The sequence below is a fragment of the Phyllobacterium sp. OV277 genome (assembly GCF_900104355.1).
In the GTDB taxonomy this organism is placed as follows: domain Bacteria; phylum Pseudomonadota; class Alphaproteobacteria; order Rhizobiales; family Rhizobiaceae; genus Phyllobacterium.
This window is the reverse complement of sequence record NZ_FNIY01000002.1, coordinates 68,143-82,481: the sequence shown is the minus strand read 5'-3', so window position 1 is coordinate 82,481 and position 14,339 is coordinate 68,143. Positions and strand designations below refer to the sequence as shown.

The 14,339-nt window shown below is 55.5% G+C and carries 17 protein-coding genes; 5 read left to right on the top strand and 12 right to left on the bottom strand.

Going from position 1 to position 14,339, the window contains the following annotated elements:
* Nucleotides 1–133 precede the first annotated feature (133 nt).
* Together pnp and BLU05_RS06305 are read left to right on the top strand one after the other, a co-directional pair.
* The gene (pnp, locus tag BLU05_RS06310; RefSeq protein ID WP_091878652.1) at nucleotides 134–2,278 is read left to right on the top strand and encodes a polyribonucleotide nucleotidyltransferase; all 2,145 of its coding nucleotides are present in this window, start codon (nucleotides 134–136) and stop codon (nucleotides 2,276–2,278) included.
* Nucleotides 2,279–2,392: 114 nt separating this feature from the next.
* Nucleotides 2,393–3,412, top strand: a complete 1,020-nt coding sequence (locus BLU05_RS06305) for a class I SAM-dependent methyltransferase (protein ID WP_091878650.1) — start codon at nucleotides 2,393–2,395, stop codon at nucleotides 3,410–3,412.
* Between the two features lie 14 nt (nucleotides 3,413–3,426).
* On the opposite strand, the gene BLU05_RS06300 is transcribed toward BLU05_RS06305, so the two are convergent.
* The 4 genes from BLU05_RS06300 to fabA all read right to left on the bottom strand — a co-directional run bounded on the left by BLU05_RS06300 (nucleotide 3,427) and on the right by fabA (nucleotide 6,493).
* Complete coding sequence (locus BLU05_RS06300) at nucleotides 3,427–3,780, bottom strand: NIPSNAP family protein (protein WP_091878648.1); 354 nt, start codon at nucleotides 3,778–3,780, stop codon at nucleotides 3,427–3,429.
* Between the two features lie 108 nt (nucleotides 3,781–3,888).
* Nucleotides 3,889–4,704 carry an enoyl-ACP reductase FabI gene (gene fabI / locus BLU05_RS06295; RefSeq protein WP_091878647.1) on the bottom strand — a complete coding sequence of 272 codons (816 nt, stop codon included), beginning with the start codon at nucleotides 4,702–4,704 and terminating at the stop codon, nucleotides 3,889–3,891.
* Between the two features lie 11 nt (nucleotides 4,705–4,715).
* Entirely contained in the window at nucleotides 4,716–5,945 is a 1,230-nt protein-coding gene (gene fabB / locus BLU05_RS06290) for a beta-ketoacyl-ACP synthase I (RefSeq protein WP_091878645.1), read from the bottom strand.
* Between the two features lie 32 nt (nucleotides 5,946–5,977).
* A complete protein-coding gene (fabA, locus tag BLU05_RS06285) occupies nucleotides 5,978–6,493 on the bottom strand; it encodes a 3-hydroxyacyl-[acyl-carrier-protein] dehydratase FabA (protein WP_091878644.1) in 516 nt (171 codons plus the stop codon).
* A gap of 223 nt (nucleotides 6,494–6,716) precedes the next feature.
* On the opposite strand from fabA, the gene irrA reads away from it, so the two are divergent.
* Nucleotides 6,717–7,148: an iron response transcriptional regulator IrrA gene (gene irrA, locus BLU05_RS06280; RefSeq protein WP_091878642.1), complete on the top strand. Its 432-nt coding sequence runs from the start codon at nucleotides 6,717–6,719 to the stop codon at nucleotides 7,146–7,148.
* A gap of 12 nt (nucleotides 7,149–7,160) precedes the next feature.
* Here irrA and BLU05_RS06275 read toward each other — a convergent pair whose 3' ends face one another.
* On the bottom strand, nucleotides 7,161–8,030 hold the full coding sequence (locus BLU05_RS06275) for a LysR substrate-binding domain-containing protein (RefSeq protein WP_091878641.1): 870 nt from the start codon (nucleotides 8,028–8,030) through the stop codon (nucleotides 7,161–7,163).
* 111 nt (nucleotides 8,031–8,141) lie between these two features.
* Here BLU05_RS06275 and BLU05_RS06270 point away from each other — a divergent pair, with 111 nt between their 5' ends.
* On the top strand, nucleotides 8,142–9,041 hold the full coding sequence (locus tag BLU05_RS06270) for a DMT family transporter (protein ID WP_210184598.1): 900 nt from the start codon (nucleotides 8,142–8,144) through the stop codon (nucleotides 9,039–9,041).
* A 2-nt stretch (nucleotides 9,042–9,043) separates the two neighbouring features.
* On the opposite strand, the gene BLU05_RS06265 is transcribed toward BLU05_RS06270, so the two are convergent.
* Together BLU05_RS06265 and BLU05_RS26125 are read right to left on the bottom strand one after the other, a co-directional pair.
* A complete protein-coding gene (locus BLU05_RS06265) occupies nucleotides 9,044–9,550 on the bottom strand; it encodes an SH3 domain-containing protein (protein ID WP_244518283.1) in 507 nt (168 codons plus the stop codon).
* Nucleotides 9,551–9,644: 94 nt separating this feature from the next.
* On the bottom strand, nucleotides 9,645–9,857 hold the full coding sequence (locus BLU05_RS26125) for a hypothetical protein (RefSeq protein WP_162700490.1): 213 nt from the start codon (nucleotides 9,855–9,857) through the stop codon (nucleotides 9,645–9,647).
* On the opposite strand from BLU05_RS26125, the gene BLU05_RS06260 reads away from it, so the two are divergent.
* Nucleotides 9,790–10,791, top strand: a complete 1,002-nt coding sequence (locus tag BLU05_RS06260; protein WP_091880099.1) for a 2-hydroxyacid dehydrogenase — start codon at nucleotides 9,790–9,792, stop codon at nucleotides 10,789–10,791. The two genes, BLU05_RS26125 and BLU05_RS06260, sit on opposite strands and share 68 nt — an antisense overlap.
* 220 nt (nucleotides 10,792–11,011) lie before the next feature.
* Here the strand turns inward: BLU05_RS06260 and BLU05_RS06255 are convergent, their stop codons facing one another.
* The 5 genes from BLU05_RS06255 to BLU05_RS06235 form a co-directional block, all read right to left on the bottom strand.
* A complete protein-coding gene (locus BLU05_RS06255) occupies nucleotides 11,012–11,425 on the bottom strand; it encodes an aconitase X swivel domain-containing protein (protein WP_091878639.1) in 414 nt (137 codons plus the stop codon).
* Nucleotides 11,422–12,675, bottom strand: coding sequence for an aconitase X (locus BLU05_RS06250; protein WP_091878638.1), 1,254 nt, complete (start codon nucleotides 12,673–12,675; stop codon nucleotides 11,422–11,424). Before BLU05_RS06250 ends, BLU05_RS06255 begins: the two co-directional genes overlap by 4 nt.
* Before the next feature lie 9 nt (nucleotides 12,676–12,684).
* Nucleotides 12,685–13,467: a molybdopterin-synthase adenylyltransferase MoeB gene (locus BLU05_RS06245; RefSeq protein ID WP_091878636.1), complete on the bottom strand. Its 783-nt coding sequence runs from the start codon at nucleotides 13,465–13,467 to the stop codon at nucleotides 12,685–12,687.
* 48 nt (nucleotides 13,468–13,515) lie between these two features.
* Complete coding sequence (sugE, locus tag BLU05_RS06240; protein WP_091880098.1) at nucleotides 13,516–13,830, bottom strand: quaternary ammonium compound efflux SMR transporter SugE; 315 nt, start codon at nucleotides 13,828–13,830, stop codon at nucleotides 13,516–13,518.
* Nucleotides 13,831–14,009: 179 nt separating this feature from the next.
* The gene (locus BLU05_RS06235; RefSeq protein ID WP_091878634.1) at nucleotides 14,010–14,306 is read right to left on the bottom strand and encodes a DUF6958 family protein; all 297 of its coding nucleotides are present in this window, start codon (nucleotides 14,304–14,306) and stop codon (nucleotides 14,010–14,012) included.
* Between the last annotated feature and the right edge of the window lie 33 nt (nucleotides 14,307–14,339).

The following is a 14,339-nucleotide window of genomic DNA, read 5'->3' as shown; positions in this document are numbered from 1 at the left end:
TCATGGGGCAGGATTGCAGGCAACTCGGATAGGCGAGTTGCACGTTGTCTTGCCCGTGATTGGTCAAAACGAAACGGAAGAATAACGCTGCTATCCAAAGGGATGCGCGTTTGTCTCCACTCAAGGACACAGTATGTTTAATCAACACAAAGTTGAAATCGAATGGGGCGGTCGTCCGCTCATTCTGGAAACGGGCAAGATTGCCCGCCAGGCAGACGGCGCAGTTCTTGCCACTTATGGCGAGACCGTGGTTCTTGCCACTGTCGTTTCCGCCAAGGAACCAAAGGCAGGTCAGGACTTTTTCCCGCTGACTGTAAACTACCAGGAAAAGACCTACGCAGCCGGCAAGATCCCCGGTGGCTACTTCAAGCGTGAAGGCCGTCCAAGCGAAAACGAAACACTCGTTTCCCGCCTCATCGACCGCCCGATCCGCCCGCTCTTTGCTGATGGCTACAAGAACGACACACAGGTTGTTCTGACCGTTATCCAGCACGATCTCGAAAACAACCCTGACATCGTCTCGCTCATTGGTGCTTCAGCAGCGCTGACACTCTCCGGCGTTCCTTTCATGGGCCCGATCGGCGGCGCACGTGTCGGCTACATCGGCGGCGAATACAGACTGAACCCGACCGTTGACGAAATGGTTGAGTCCAGCCTCGATCTTGTTGTTGCCGGTACAGGCGACGCTGTTCTGATGGTTGAGTCGGAAGCCAAGGAATTGGCTGAAGACGTCATGCTCGGCGCCGTTATGTTCGGTCACAAGAGCTTCCAGCCGGTGATCGATGCGATCATCAAGCTTGCTGAAGTTGCTGCCAAAGAGCCACGTGATTTCCACGCGGAAGATCTTTCGGCTGTTGAAGCTGCGGTTCTCAAGGTTTCCGAAGCTGACCTGCGCGCTGCCTACAAGATCACTGACAAGCAGAAGCGTTACATTGCGGTTGATGCTGCCAAGGCCAAGGTCAAGGCACATTTCTTCCCGGAAGGCGTTGAAGAGCCGGAATTCTCCTCCGAGCAGATCGCAACCGTGTTCAAGTCGGTTCAGGCGAAGATCGTTCGCTGGAACATTCTTGACACTGGCAGCCGTATTGATGGCCGTGATCTGTCGACAGTTCGTGCAATCGTATCGGAAGTTGGTCTTTTGCCACGCACCCACGGTTCGGCCCTGTTCACCCGCGGTGAAACACAGGCCATCGTTGTTGCAACGCTCGGCACCGGCGAAGACGAGCAGTATGTCGACTCGCTGACTGGCATGTACAAAGAAACCTTCCTGCTTCACTACAATTTCCCGCCCTATTCGGTCGGTGAAACAGGTCGCATGGGTTCGCCCGGTCGCCGCGAAATCGGTCACGGCAAGCTCGCTTGGCGCGCTATCCATCCGGTTCTGCCTGCCAAGGAACAGTTCCCCTACACGCTGCGCACGGTTTCGGAAATCACCGAATCCAATGGTTCGTCGTCAATGGCAACCGTTTGCGGCACCTCGCTTGCTCTGATGGATGCCGGCGTTCCGCTGCTCCGTCCAGTTGCCGGTATCGCCATGGGCCTGATCAAGGAAGATGAGCGTTTCGCTGTTCTTTCTGACATCCTGGGCGACGAAGATCATCTCGGCGACATGGATTTCAAGGTTGCCGGTACTGAGAACGGTATCACAGCGCTCCAGATGGACATCAAGATCGACGGTATCACCGAAGAGATCATGAAGGTTGCTCTGGGTCAGGCCAAGGATGGCCGTCTGCACATCCTGACTGAAATGGCGAAAGCCATCACGGAAGGCCGTTCGGAACTTGGCGAATTTGCTCCGCGTATCGAAGTCATGAGCATTCCGACCGACAAGATCCGTGACGTTATCGGTTCCGGCGGCAAGGTCATTCGTGAAATCGTCGAAAAGACGGGCGCGAAGATCAACATTGAAGACGATGGCACGGTCAAGATCGCGTCCTCTTCTGCCAAGGAAATCGAAGCTGCCCGCAAGTGGATTCATTCGATCGTTGCTGAGCCTGAAGTCGGCGAAATCTACGAAGGCACAGTCGTCAAGACTGCTGACTTCGGCGCATTCGTCAATTTCTTCGGCCCGCGCGATGGTCTGGTCCATATTTCCCAGCTCGCTTCCGAGCGCGTTGCCAAGACCTCCGATGTGGTCAAGGAAGGCCAGAAGGTCTGGGTCAAGCTCATGGGCTTTGACGAACGTGGCAAGGTTCGCCTGTCGATGAAGGTTGTCGATCAGGAAACCGGCAAAGAAATCGTTCAGGAAAAGAAGCAGGCTGAAGAAGACGCTGAATAAGCCTCTTGCTTTGACGTGATGAAAGCGCGCCCCTGTGGCGCGCTTTTTTCTTGGCGGGATTTCCTTGTCTGGCAATTTCGCCCTAGATTGACCTATTGATGAATGGACACTGCCATGGCCAACGGCGCACTCAAGACGCTTTTTCTGCCCTTTGAAGATGAGATATTGCCGCTCCCCGGTGCTGATAGCGCATGGCTCTTCCTTGGCGCCGAGGTGGACCGCGACATCGATCCCGCGTGGAAAGCTGCCCTGACAGCCCTCCAGCCGTTCAGGCCCGATTATCTCGCTTTGCAAAAGGCAGGCTTCAAGGCCGTTTCGCGCCTCGAAGGCAGCGAACGCTTCAACGGCGCGCTGATCCTCCTTGGCAAGCATCGTGGGCGCAATGAAGCATGGCTGGCACAGGCTCTGCGCCATGTGGATGCGGGCGGTCTGATTGCGGTTGCCGGCGACAAGAAACTTGGCATCGACAGTTTCCGCAAGACAGTCGAGAAATTTGCGCCGGTCGCGGATCGTCTGTCCAAGAACCACGCAGTGGCGTTCTGGTTCACCAGCCCCGAGACGGTTGACGATATGCAGGTGCAGGCGCTTGTCGCCGAGCCAACGCGCGTGGAAGAGCGTTTCATCACGGCCCCCGGCATGTTCTCCCATACGGCCATCGACAAGGGTTCTGCTCTGCTGGTGAAGCATTTTGCCGGACGTATAAGCGGCCATACCGCGGATTTTGGTGCAGGCTGGGGTTATCTTGCCAGTGAAGTGCTGAAGCATCCTGAGAAGCTTAAATCACTGGCGCTCTATGAAGCGGATTTTGAAGCACTGGAAGCGGCAAAGCAGAACCTTGCCGGATCAACGGAATTGCCGCTGTCATTCCACTGGCATGATGTGAACGGCGAAACCATCACCGAGATTTACGATACCATCGTCATGAACCCGCCTTTCCACGCGGGTCGCAGTGCCGATCCAACCATGGGGCAGGGGTTCATCGCCGCCGCCGCCAAGCGCATGAAGCCCGGCGGCAAGCTGCTACTGGTCGCCAACCGCCAGATGCCCTATGAGGCGGGCCTGAAGTCGCTGTTCCGCTCGGTTCTCCCGATAGAGGATGTGGCCGGTTACAAGATCATCGAAGCGAAGAAATAATCAGAGTCCAGACCCTAGTCCACCGCTCGTCTTCGGACACCGCAGAGCCGGGTTTCCTCGATGGCAGCTTCGCTCATCCACGCCATGGTTTTGAGGCTGACGACGATGCGTTCGAGAATGGCGGGGCGTGGTCCCTTGCGCCATATATCGCTGGAATAGAGCGCCTGCTGCGAACTGTTCAGATGATCAAGATTGTCATAGGCGCGCACGAGGTAATAGGCATCGGGGTGGTGTTCCGACTGGCCGAAGTCAACGATGTCCATATCGACAGCATTGTGTATCGGCAGGCTTTCTTCGCGCACCAGCTTATGGAACTCGGCACCTGTTCCCGGGCGCAGGCTGTAAATGAGTGTTTCAACGAGGCGCATGGTGGTTCTCCTGACATTCCTGACGAAAAAGGGAGGCCCACTTTCAACAAAAATCCCGCAAAACCAAGCCTGGCTTTGCGGGACTACTGTCAGGTCTGGCAGGAGGATTTATTCCTTGCCGTCGTCGGATTTCTTCAACTCTTCAAGCGTTGGCATCGATACGATGTTGTAGCCGGAATCCACATAATGGATTTCACCGGTTACACCGCTCGCAAGATCCGACAGAAGATAGAGAGCAGAACGGCCGACATCTTCAATATCAACAGTCCGGCGCAGCGGCGCATTGCGCTTCTGGTAGGAGAACATGGCGCGTGCATCGCCAATGCCTGCACCGGCAAGCGTGCGCACAGGGCCAGCAGAGATCGCATTGACGCGGATGCCTTCCGGACCATAATCCGCCGCAAGGTAGCGCACCATGGCTTCCAGAGCCGCCTTTGCCACACCCATGACATTGTAGTTCGGCATGACGCGGGTCGAACCGCCATAGGTCAGCGTCAGGATTGAGCCGCCATTTTTCATCAGCTTTGCGGCGCGCTGCGCCACTTCCGTGAAGGAATAGGCAGAGATCACCATTGTGCGGCTGAAATTATCGCGTGTGGTCACATCCGCATAACGACCCTTGAGCTGCGATTTGTCGGAAAAGCCGATGGCATGCACAACGAAATCGATTGTGCCCCATTCTTTTTCCAAAGTTTCAAACACCGCATCGACAGTCGCAATATCCTCGACATCGCAGGCCAGCAGCAGTTTTGAGCCCAGCTGTTCAGCCAGCGGCGCAACGCGCTTGCCGAATGCGTCACCCTGATAGGTGAAGGCAAGCTCGGCACCATTATCGGCCAGTTCCTTGGCAATTCCCCAGGCAATGGAATGGCTGTTCGCGACCCCCATAATGAGACCGCGTTTGCCTTTCATCAGTTCACCCATATTCTTCCCTCTCAACCCTGGAACCGCTGGAATACCAGCGTTGCATTGGTGCCACCAAATCCGAAGGAGTTGGTCAGAACCGTATCCAGTTTGGCATTGTCGATCCGCTTGCGCACAATAGGCATGTCCTCGAATGCCGGATCGAGTTCTTCGATATTGGCGCTTTCAGCGATGAAATTGTGGTTCATCATCAAAAGCGAATAGATTGATTCGTGCACGCCAGTGGCACCCTGCGAGTGGCCGGTCAGCGATTTAGTCGCCGAGATCGGCGGGCAACCGGCTTCCGCCGTGCCAAACACTTCGCGAATCGCCTCGATCTCCTTGAGATCGCCAACGGGCGTCGATGTGGCGTGCGGGTTGATGTAATCCACCTTGCCCTTCACGTTCTCGATTGCCATGCGCATGCAGCGGGCAGCCCCTTCGCCGCTCGGTGCAACCATGTCGGCACCATCTGAGGTGACGCCGTAACCGACAATCTCGCCATAAATCTTGGCGCCGCGTGCCTTGGCATGCTCCAGTTCTTCCAGAACCAGCACACCGGCACCGCCGGAGATAACGAAGCCATCGCGATTCTTGTCATAGGCGCGCGATGCTACCGAAGGCCGGTCATTGAACTTGGATGACATGGCACCCATGCCGTCGAAAAGCACAGAGAGGGTCCAGTCGAGATCTTCGCAGCCACCTGCAAACATCATGTCTTGCTTGCCGTAAGCGATCATCTCGTAGGCATTGCCGACGCAATGATTGGAGGTCGCGCAGGCCGATGAGATGGAATAATTGACGCCCTTGATCTTGAACCATGTGGCAAGTGTTGCCGAAGCGGTTGAAGACATGGCTTTCGGTACAGCAAACGGCCCGACCTTTTTGGACGAACCCGATTCGCGGGTTTTATCGGCAGCTTCCACGATTGTACGGGTGGATGAACCGCCCGAACCCATAATGATGCCGGTACGTTCATTGGAAATCTGGCTCTCATCGAGACCGGCATCGGCGATGGCCTGATCCATCGCCACATGATTCCAGGCTGTTCCACCACCGTGAAACCGCATTGCGCGCCGGTCGACCAGCGTTGTCGGATCAAGCGTAGGAGCGCCGTGCACCTGACTGCGGAAACCGTATTTTGCATAGTCTTCGGCGAAGACAATGCCCGATTTCGCTGCACGCAGGGATTCCAGCACCTCCTGCACATTATTTCCGATAGAGGATACGATACCCATCCCCGTCACAACCACTCGCCGCATCGCGATCTCCTTGAAGGTATTGCGCTGCCCTATCAGGCCGCGCTTTCCTTGAACAGGCCAACCCGCAGGTCAGTTGCCTTATAGATAGTTTCGCCATCGGCTTTTAACCAGCCGTCCGCAATGCCAAGCACCAGCCGTCCGCGCATGACACGCTTGAAGTCGATACCATATTCAACAAGTTTGGTCTTTGGTGTGACCATACCGGTAAATTTCACTTCGCCCGTCGACAGGGCACGGCCCTTTCCGGGCTCGCCCAGCCAGCCCAGATAGAAGCCGGTCATCTGCCACATGGCGTCAAGGCCAAGGCAACCCGGCATGACAGGATCGCCGATGAAGTGGCAGGGAAAGAACCAGAGGTCTGGCTTGATGTCGAATTCGGCGCGGATATAGCCCTTGCCGTTTTCGCCGCCGGTCTCGGAAATCTCGGTAATGCGATCGAACATCAGCATGGGTGGCGCTGGCAACTGGGCATTGCCCTGGCCGAACATCTCTCCGCGGGCACAAGCAAGAAGCTCTTCATACCCGTAGCTTGATTTCTGTTCTGGCATTCTGTCTCCCATCAATTGCTTCAATGCTGGCGCTTTTGCGCGGGCGGACCCTATCACAGAGTGTTTCTTGCTGAAAACGGTCTGTTGGCTTATCCCTAACGGAATGGCTGAATTGCAGCCTATTGATCGATTTCGCAAGACGGCATATATCAATGATGTAACACGATAGACAACAGTCTATGGTGAGACTTTTGATATCATTTAACGGAGTGGCAGACGGGCCATGCATATTTCTTATGAGATTGATGCCGACGTACCCTTGCAAGAGCGCCTGCGCTTTGCGGGTTTGCGTCCTACCCGTCAGCGTATTGCGCTTGCCAGCCTGATCTTTGCCAAGGGTGATCGTCACCTTTCAGCCGAAGAACTGCATGAAGAGGCGCTGGGCGCCAATGTGCCGGTTTCGCTGGCAACTGTGTATAACACCCTGCACCAGTTCACCCAGGCAGGAATGCTGCGCATTCTGGCTGTCGAAGGCGCAAAGACCTATTTCGACACCAACGTGTCCGATCATCACCACTTTTTCGTCGAAGGCGAAAACGAAGTAATCGATATTCCCGATGGCTCCGCCATGGTTGGCAGCCTCCCTCCCGTGCCAGAGGGCATGGAAATCGTCAATGTGGACATCATCATCCGCCTGCGCAAAAAGCGCGGCTGATTGATTTGATGTTTAGGCGTGTGTCCTTTTGGGCAGCGTCTTGAAATAGTACCTTGCGACATTTGCAAAGACTGACGTTGCACTGTCATCACGATGATCGTGATAGGCGAGGGATATCTCAAGATTTCCCAAAGCAGGGTATCCGTCGGATTCATCAAGATATCTAAACGACGGCGTTTGTGTGCTGGCCACCATTGCCGACACCGCCATGCCTGATGACACCGCTGCCAATATTCCAGCTTGGCTGGTGCTCTGATAGCAGATCGCATAATCCTTCTTTGCTTTTGCCAAGGTTTTCACGGCCAAATCCCGATCAGCACAACCTCTGGTAAACAGGGCCAGCGGCACGGGATTTGCCATATGGACATCGCTTGCCTTGGAACAAACCCATTGCAGCGGCTCTATGTGAAGCGTTTCGGACATGATGTCAGCCGGGCAACTCTGTGTGAGAACCACATCCAAATCACCACAGGCAAAATCACCCCAGATTTTTTCGCTGTAGCCACAATGCAACTCGATTTGAAGATTCGAATTAGCCTCTCTGCACACGGCGAGCATTGCGGGAAGAAAACACGCCGCATAAGTGTCCGATGTTCCAATTCGCAAACAGTCAGTTGGCTGCGAACGGCGCAGCATTCCAGCCGCTTCATCGTTGATTGCAAGCATCTTTATCGCATAGGGCAGGAGTGCTTCTCCCTCTGCTGTCAAACTGATCCTGCCACGCTCCCGCACAAAGAGCTTCGCGCTTATGTTCGCCTCGAACCGCTGGATAAGCTGGCTGACGGCAGATTGAACGCGATTGAGTTGCAACGACGCGCGCGAAAAACTTCTCAATTCTGCCACTGTTACGAAGGCGCGCAACTGCGAGGTATCCAGATCCATTCGGCAAGTCCTGCATAAAGGAGGCAATCATATTTTGTGATTGAGGAGATCGTTATTTCTAATTTTACGGGCAATTCTGAATGAATATTATGCCGGGTATCGTTCAAAACAATGGAAATCGAGCTGTCTGTGCGAAATCTCGTCAAGGTCGCTCCCGTGCTGTTTTTGCTGATGTGGAGCAGCGGCGCGATATTTGTAAAACTGGGCCTTGAGAATGGCTCTGTTTGGTCGTTCCTGGCTTTGCGGGCGTGCGGGGCGCTGTTGGTGATTACCGTCGCCAGCAGCGTTCTATTGCCAAGGGAAATGCGTGAAACGCTCTCCGTTTCCAAAAAGCATATATTGAAATCCATGGTCGCGGGGCTGTTGCTGCAGGTTGCCTATCAAAGTTTTTTCTTTCTGGCGATTGATCACCATTTGGCGCCGGGCACTCTGGCAATCATTCTGGGTCTTCAACCCATTCTCACGCCCATTTTTGCGCGGGAAGTCATTGGCATCAGGGGGTATCTGTCGCTTGCCGTCGGTTTTGCCGGGCTTAGTCTGGTCGTTTACGGTGCCAAGGATGTAAGCGCCATGAGCCTAGGCGGCGTTCTGTTTGCTTTTGCATCGGTTCTCGCGATCACAATGGGCTCTGTGTATCAAAAGCATTTGAACATCCATCCGATCGCGTCGGCGATTTATCAGTACACTGCCGCTTCCATTGTCTTCCTGATCATTATTGCTTTTCAGGGATGGAATGTGCTGTGGACGGCTCAATTCGCCTTTTGCGTGGCGTGGATGGTGTGTGTTGTGTCCGTTGGCGCTGTTCTCCTGCTGTTTCATATGCTTTCCAATGAAGCCGCGAGCAAGGTAGGCGTTTTGTTCTATCTGGTGCCGATTTTTACCATGGCTTTTGATTATATTGTGTTTGGTACCGTTGTGACGGGATTCACCGTTGTCGGCGTTCTCATTGTGATCTCGGCGATTCTTATGTTCCAGCGGTCGCAAAATCGACGTGGGCGCGAGATCGCATAAATCTAATTATCGAATTTCTCGCCGGGGTAAGCGCCCCAGATATCCGATTGGCGCATCCAGCCGCTGGCACCGCTGAACACCAGCCGGCACCAGTCCCCGTTGCAGTTCTTGAGGGTTGCCAGAACGCCGGGTTGCACCTGCGCCACGACGCCAGCCTTGTCATCGGCGCTGCGATAGACATTCAGCATGACATTGTCCTTGTCGCGCTGCCATGGTGCGGTCATGGCCGTGCGCTTGCCTGACAGCAGTGACTGATAGACCCAGCCTTCGGTCCCTTCAGAATCGCGGATGCGCCGCCAATTGTCATATTCCTGCACGATTTCAACAGGCAGTCCGGATTTCAGAAAGAGCCATGTCACGGCATAATCACGTCCGGGACCCACGCGCAAATTGACGCGGCCGGGCTTCAGGCTGACAAAACGCGGCAAAGGCAAGCCGCTCGGCCCCACCTGTTCCGCGGCTTGAGCCGCTGCAAAGCCCGGTATCGCGGCAGGCGAGGCCAGCAAAATGGCCCAGGCAATGCCTGCAGTCAGTGCGAAAGAACGAATAAATGAGATGCCCAACAAAACCAGTCCTTCATCATTCCCTGCTCTTTTCCGGCGATTATGCGGTTGAACGAGAAACGATCCCTATTTTTCTTTGTCTTTGATGCGCCGCCTTGATAGACAGGAAGCGGAACTCAAGAGCGATTGCAGTTTGCAGTGGTTTGGTTAAAGAGGTCTCAATACCATCGGAAAAAGGGAGGGGAATATTGGTTAGCAAAAAGCCTCTGGTCGTCATCACCCGAAAGTTGCCCGATTCCGTTGAGACGCGCATGCGTGAACTTTTCGAATCCAGATTGAATGTCGATGACCGGCGATTGTCGAAGGCGGAACTGATTGAAGCCGTCCAGCAAGCCAATGTTCTCGTGCCGACTGTCACCGACCGCATCGATGAGGAGATCATCAATGCTGCCGGTCCCAATCTCAAGCTCATCGCCAATTTCGGCAATGGTGTCGACAATATTGACGTGCCTGCCGCCGCCAAACGCGGCATCACTGTTACCAATACGCCCAATGTTCTGAGCGAAGACACCGCTGACATGACCATGGCGCTGATGCTGGCCGTGCCGCGCCGGTTGGTGGAAGGCGCGTCCATTCTTCTCGATGATGGCAAATGGGAGGGCTGGGGCCCGACCTGGATGCTCGGACGCCGTATCTGGGGCAAGCGCCTCGGTATTGTCGGCATGGGCCGCATTGGTACAGCCGTTGCCCGCCGCGCCAAGGCATTCGGCCTGTCGATCCACTATCACAATCGCAAACCTGTCAGCCCCAAAACGGAAGCCGAACTGGAGGCTACCTATTGGGACAGTCTCGATCAGATGCTGGCCCGTATGGACATCATCTCGGTCAATTGCCCGTCTACTCCAGCGACGTTCCATTTGCTGTCGGCGCGGCGGCTGGCGCTGATGCAACCCTCCGCCTTTATCGTCAACACGGCTCGCGGCCAGATCATTGATGAACAGGCACTTATTGCCCAACTGGAAACTGGAAAACTCTCCGGTGCGGCGCTTGATGTGTTTGAGCACGAACCCGCCGTCAATTCCAAGCTGCGCAAACTCGCCAAGGCGGGTAAAGTCGTCATCCTGCCGCACATGGGCTCCGCCACGCTGGAAGGCCGCATTGATATGGGCGAGAAGGTGATCATCAACATCCGCACCTTCATTGATGGCCACCGCCCGCCTGATCGGGTTTTGCCGAATAGGGTTTAGCTGATCTTTATCGGGATTGTGGGGTGCTTTGTGGTCATGGTTCGTGGTTCGACAAGCTCACCATGAGGGAGAGGGGTGATGAAAGGGAGTCAAGATCGGCAACATTTGTGATCTGCAAACTTTGGGATCTGCAATCTTCGCGATTATCGTTGCATCCCCACTCTCCCTCATGGTGAGCTTGTCGAACCACGAACCACGAACCACGAACCTGCAAACAGCTCTATCGGATTGAAATCATCCCACCTGCATCTATCTGCAAAATCTTGTGGGACAGACACCCAAACGCCTCGCGATCAAGCTTCAACGCCATTGGCGTTCCATGATCCATCTCCTGCGCAACGATCAGCCCAAGCAGAAGGATGGCATCCGGTTCATGCAGGATGATCGCTGCGGGCGCGAGGCCTGCGTAGACAAGTTCCAGAAGCACGGCGGCGGCGGATGAAGAACCGATGGTTCCCGGAAGGCACAATACTTTTCCAGTGATCGCTACGCCATGCTGCGGGTGGCGCACATCGGCAATCAGCCCTGTTTTGGGATTAACCCCGCCCCAGAAACTGATCGGGGCCGTCAGCACCAGGGCTTCGGCCTTTGCTGGCTGTCCCTTCACGAGGATCTCTGTCTGGAGCTGTGTCATGCGGCACCAAACATCGGACGCCCGGTTACGGCACTTTCCACGCATTCGGCCATGGAACCGTAAATGACTCCATACCCCGTATTCCCCGGTGCATAATGCGCAAATTTGCCCGAATTGGTCATCAGCACCGCATTGTCGATAGCAGGCAGGATAGGCGTAACGACGACGCAGGTATCGGCAACGATAATGACGCCGCTTTTCTCCAGCGTCTGACGCTTGCCGCTGCTCTCCAGTGTAGCCAGCGCGTGGCGGCCGGTGCAGGCATAGAGTGGCACGCTCAGGCGACGCCCGGCGATCAGCGCCTCCAGACGATCAAATTCAGTGCTGGAAAGATGCGGGCTGCCAATCGCTACCGCATTGATGGTTTGCGCATCTGCCACGGTCGACAGTCTGTGGCGTGATTCTTTGATCATATCGCCGGTCACCTTGATCACCGCTTCAGGCGTCTGATGGTGCAATGCTGTGGCAAGATCGGGCGCTTCAGGCGTGACACCCGCCACATGAAACAGCCCGACTGCACCCGCTGATGCCGAGGCTGCACCAAAGGCTTTCAATGCATCTTCTCCGGGATGATGGTCGATACCGGCGACAACGCCGACAGAATCTCCAACTTCCCGCCCGAACAGGCTGCCGAGAATCGGCCATGCTACTTCTGAATCAAGAAAGCTGACTTCAAGACCTGAGACATCAAATATGATTTTGGCCCGGCGGTTTTCCGGCTGGTGAAATCCATAATAGGGGGCACAGCCTGATATCGCGCAGGCGATATCGAGAAAATCACCATAACGGTTGGTGCGCGCACCCAGAACGGAATTGCAGAAAACCACCGCATTGGACTCGCCCCAGGCAACATCACTGCCAAGAGCCGGGCGATGGCCCGCCTGATAGGGCGCGCAGGTCCATGTCGGCTCGCAGCCAAGCGTCCGGTAGGCATCCATCATGCGCCGCGCCATGCCGCGTTCATGCGGTTCAAGCCTGTTTTTGGAGCAGCCGGTCAAGTCAAGCGAGCCGACATTGAGTGTCGCCCGCACGGCAACCTTCGCTCCGCCTTCCGCCAGTTTCTCGGCAAACAGCGTGCCGGAATCGCCGTGATAGAGAGCGCCATCAATATGCGCTGAGGCGATGGGGATGAGAGAGGGCGCGCCCATCAGCCGGGCCGTTGCGGCCACAATGCGCATTGCCATCGCCGCGCCTTCACCACGCGCGCCGCTGGCGATAGCCTGCTGCTCCGGTGTCAGCTCAAGCGGCATGGATCACGCTCACGCCGCGGCCCCGGCCGCACTTGCTCTGTATTTGATCGTCTCGAACCGCGAACTCAAAGCATCGTAAAGCAGCAGCTTGCCGATGAGCGGTTCACCGACACCGGTAATCAGCTTGATGACCTCCGTTGCCTGCAAACTGCCGATCACACCCGGCAACACCCCGAGAACGCCCGCTTCTGCGCAGGCAGGCACAAGTCCCGGTGGCGGTGGTGAAGGAAAGAGATCGCGATAGGATGGATTTTGCTCACCCTTGGCGTTCTGCTCATAGGGTTTGAGCGTCGTCAAAGAACCATCGAAGCGCCCAAGCGCTGCCGAAACCAGCGGGCGTTTTCCTGCTGCACAGGCATCTGCCAGCAGATAACGTGTGTCAAAATTATCCGAACCATCGACGACGATGTGATAGCGGCTGATGAGATCTGAAACATTGTCGGATGCAACCCGTGTTTCATGCGCCTCAACCACTACGTGTGGGTTGATCGCAGCAATGGCCCGGGCAGCGCTTTCCACCTTGGCTGAACCGACAAGGTCCGTATCATGGATGACCTGCCGTTGCAGGTTGGACAGCGAAACCCGGTCATCATCGACAATGCCGAGCGTGCCGACACCGGCGGCTGCCAGATATTGCAGCACCGGCGCGCCAAGCCCACCAGCCCCCACGACAAGCACACGGGCGCGTTTGAGCTTTTGCTGGCCAGGCCCGCCGATCTCCGCAAGGATGATGTGGCGGGCATAGCGCTCGAGTTCCGTTGGGGTAAATGCTGGGTTTTCAGGCTCGGTCATATCTCACATTAGAACAAGATTGAGCCTGAAGGCAGCATCCGATTTGTCTCAGGCGAGAAATTTCAAACCGGCAATACCGGATACAATCAGGCCTATACAGACAAGACGGATCACTGTAGCCGGTTCGCCGAAGAGATACATGCCTAGCAGGGCAGTACCCACTGTGCCAATGCCGGTCCACACCGCATAGGCACTGCCCACGGGCAATTCACGCAAGGCAAGCCCAAGAATCACAACACTGATAACCATGCTTGCCCCGGTCAGTACCGAAGGCGTCAGACGGGTAAACCCATCCGTATATTTGAGCCCGATAGCCCAGCCAATTTCAAACAGTCCTGCGATAACGAGATAAATCCAGGCCATGACGACCATCCTTTTCCATATGCGGGCCGTCCCGGCTGTGTTCATCCGCTGCAAATCATGCCGCGTGGAGGGCGTCCTCCATGGCTCTATCTAGGCTGGGGCGAATGCGCAGGCAAGGGCTGAAAGGCTGAGTAATTTTGGTGTTTAACATCAAGGATAATGAATGGAATTGCGTCCATTCAGGCCAGATACAGCCTTATCGGGCTGGTCTTTTCCCGTTTCACCACGCCTTTGGCTTCAAGATCGAGCTGGACAGCCTTTGCCCACCATCCAGCTTTGGCACCGCCGGGAAATTGCTCCTGTGACAATACATCAGTCAGACGTTCACGAATTTCAGCCACGGTCAGGCCGGGCGTTGCTGCTGGCAGGACCTGCAGATATGCTTCTTTCATGGCATCGTACTTAGCCTGATCAAGGCGCTGTTTGTTGCCGGGATGGTTGACGTTCTCTACCTGCACTTTCTGTGACTGGGGCATTTCATTCTTTCCTTCTGACGTCCGCCCCACACC

Excerpts from the sequence above, each read along its gene's own strand:
- fabB (WP_091878645.1), bottom strand. The coding sequence starts at position 5,945 with ATGCGGCGAGTGGTTGTGACGGGGATGGGTATCGTATCCTCTATCGGA.
- sugE (WP_091880098.1), bottom strand. The coding sequence starts at position 13,830 with ATGGCCTGGATTTATCTCGTTATCGCAGGACTGTTTGAAATTGGCTGG.
- BLU05_RS06275 (WP_091878641.1), bottom strand. The coding sequence starts at position 8,030 with ATGGATCTGGATACCTCGCAGTTGCGCGCCTTCGTAACAGTGGCAGAA.
- BLU05_RS06305 (WP_091878650.1), top strand. The coding sequence starts at position 2,393 with ATGGCCAACGGCGCACTCAAGACGCTTTTTCTGCCCTTTGAAGATGAG.
- BLU05_RS06270 (WP_210184598.1), top strand. The coding sequence starts at position 8,142 with ATGGAAATCGAGCTGTCTGTGCGAAATCTCGTCAAGGTCGCTCCCGTG.
- fabI (WP_091878647.1), bottom strand. The coding sequence starts at position 4,704 with ATGGGTGAACTGATGAAAGGCAAACGCGGTCTCATTATGGGGGTCGCG.
- BLU05_RS06250 (WP_091878638.1), bottom strand. The coding sequence starts at position 12,675 with ATGCCGCTTGAGCTGACACCGGAGCAGCAGGCTATCGCCAGCGGCGCG.
- pnp (WP_091878652.1), top strand. The coding sequence starts at position 134 with ATGTTTAATCAACACAAAGTTGAAATCGAATGGGGCGGTCGTCCGCTC.
- BLU05_RS26125 (WP_162700490.1), bottom strand. The coding sequence starts at position 9,857 with ATGCGCGTCTCAACGGAATCGGGCAACTTTCGGGTGATGACGACCAGA.
- fabA (WP_091878644.1), bottom strand. The coding sequence starts at position 6,493 with ATGCCAGAACAGAAATCAAGCTACGGGTATGAAGAGCTTCTTGCTTGT.
- BLU05_RS06300 (WP_091878648.1), bottom strand. The coding sequence starts at position 3,780 with ATGCGCCTCGTTGAAACACTCATTTACAGCCTGCGCCCGGGAACAGGT.
- BLU05_RS06235 (WP_091878634.1), bottom strand. The coding sequence starts at position 14,306 with ATGCCCCAGTCACAGAAAGTGCAGGTAGAGAACGTCAACCATCCCGGC.
- irrA (WP_091878642.1), top strand. The coding sequence starts at position 6,717 with ATGCATATTTCTTATGAGATTGATGCCGACGTACCCTTGCAAGAGCGC.
- BLU05_RS06245 (WP_091878636.1), bottom strand. The coding sequence starts at position 13,467 with ATGACCGAGCCTGAAAACCCAGCATTTACCCCAACGGAACTCGAGCGC.
- BLU05_RS06255 (WP_091878639.1), bottom strand. The coding sequence starts at position 11,425 with ATGACACAGCTCCAGACAGAGATCCTCGTGAAGGGACAGCCAGCAAAG.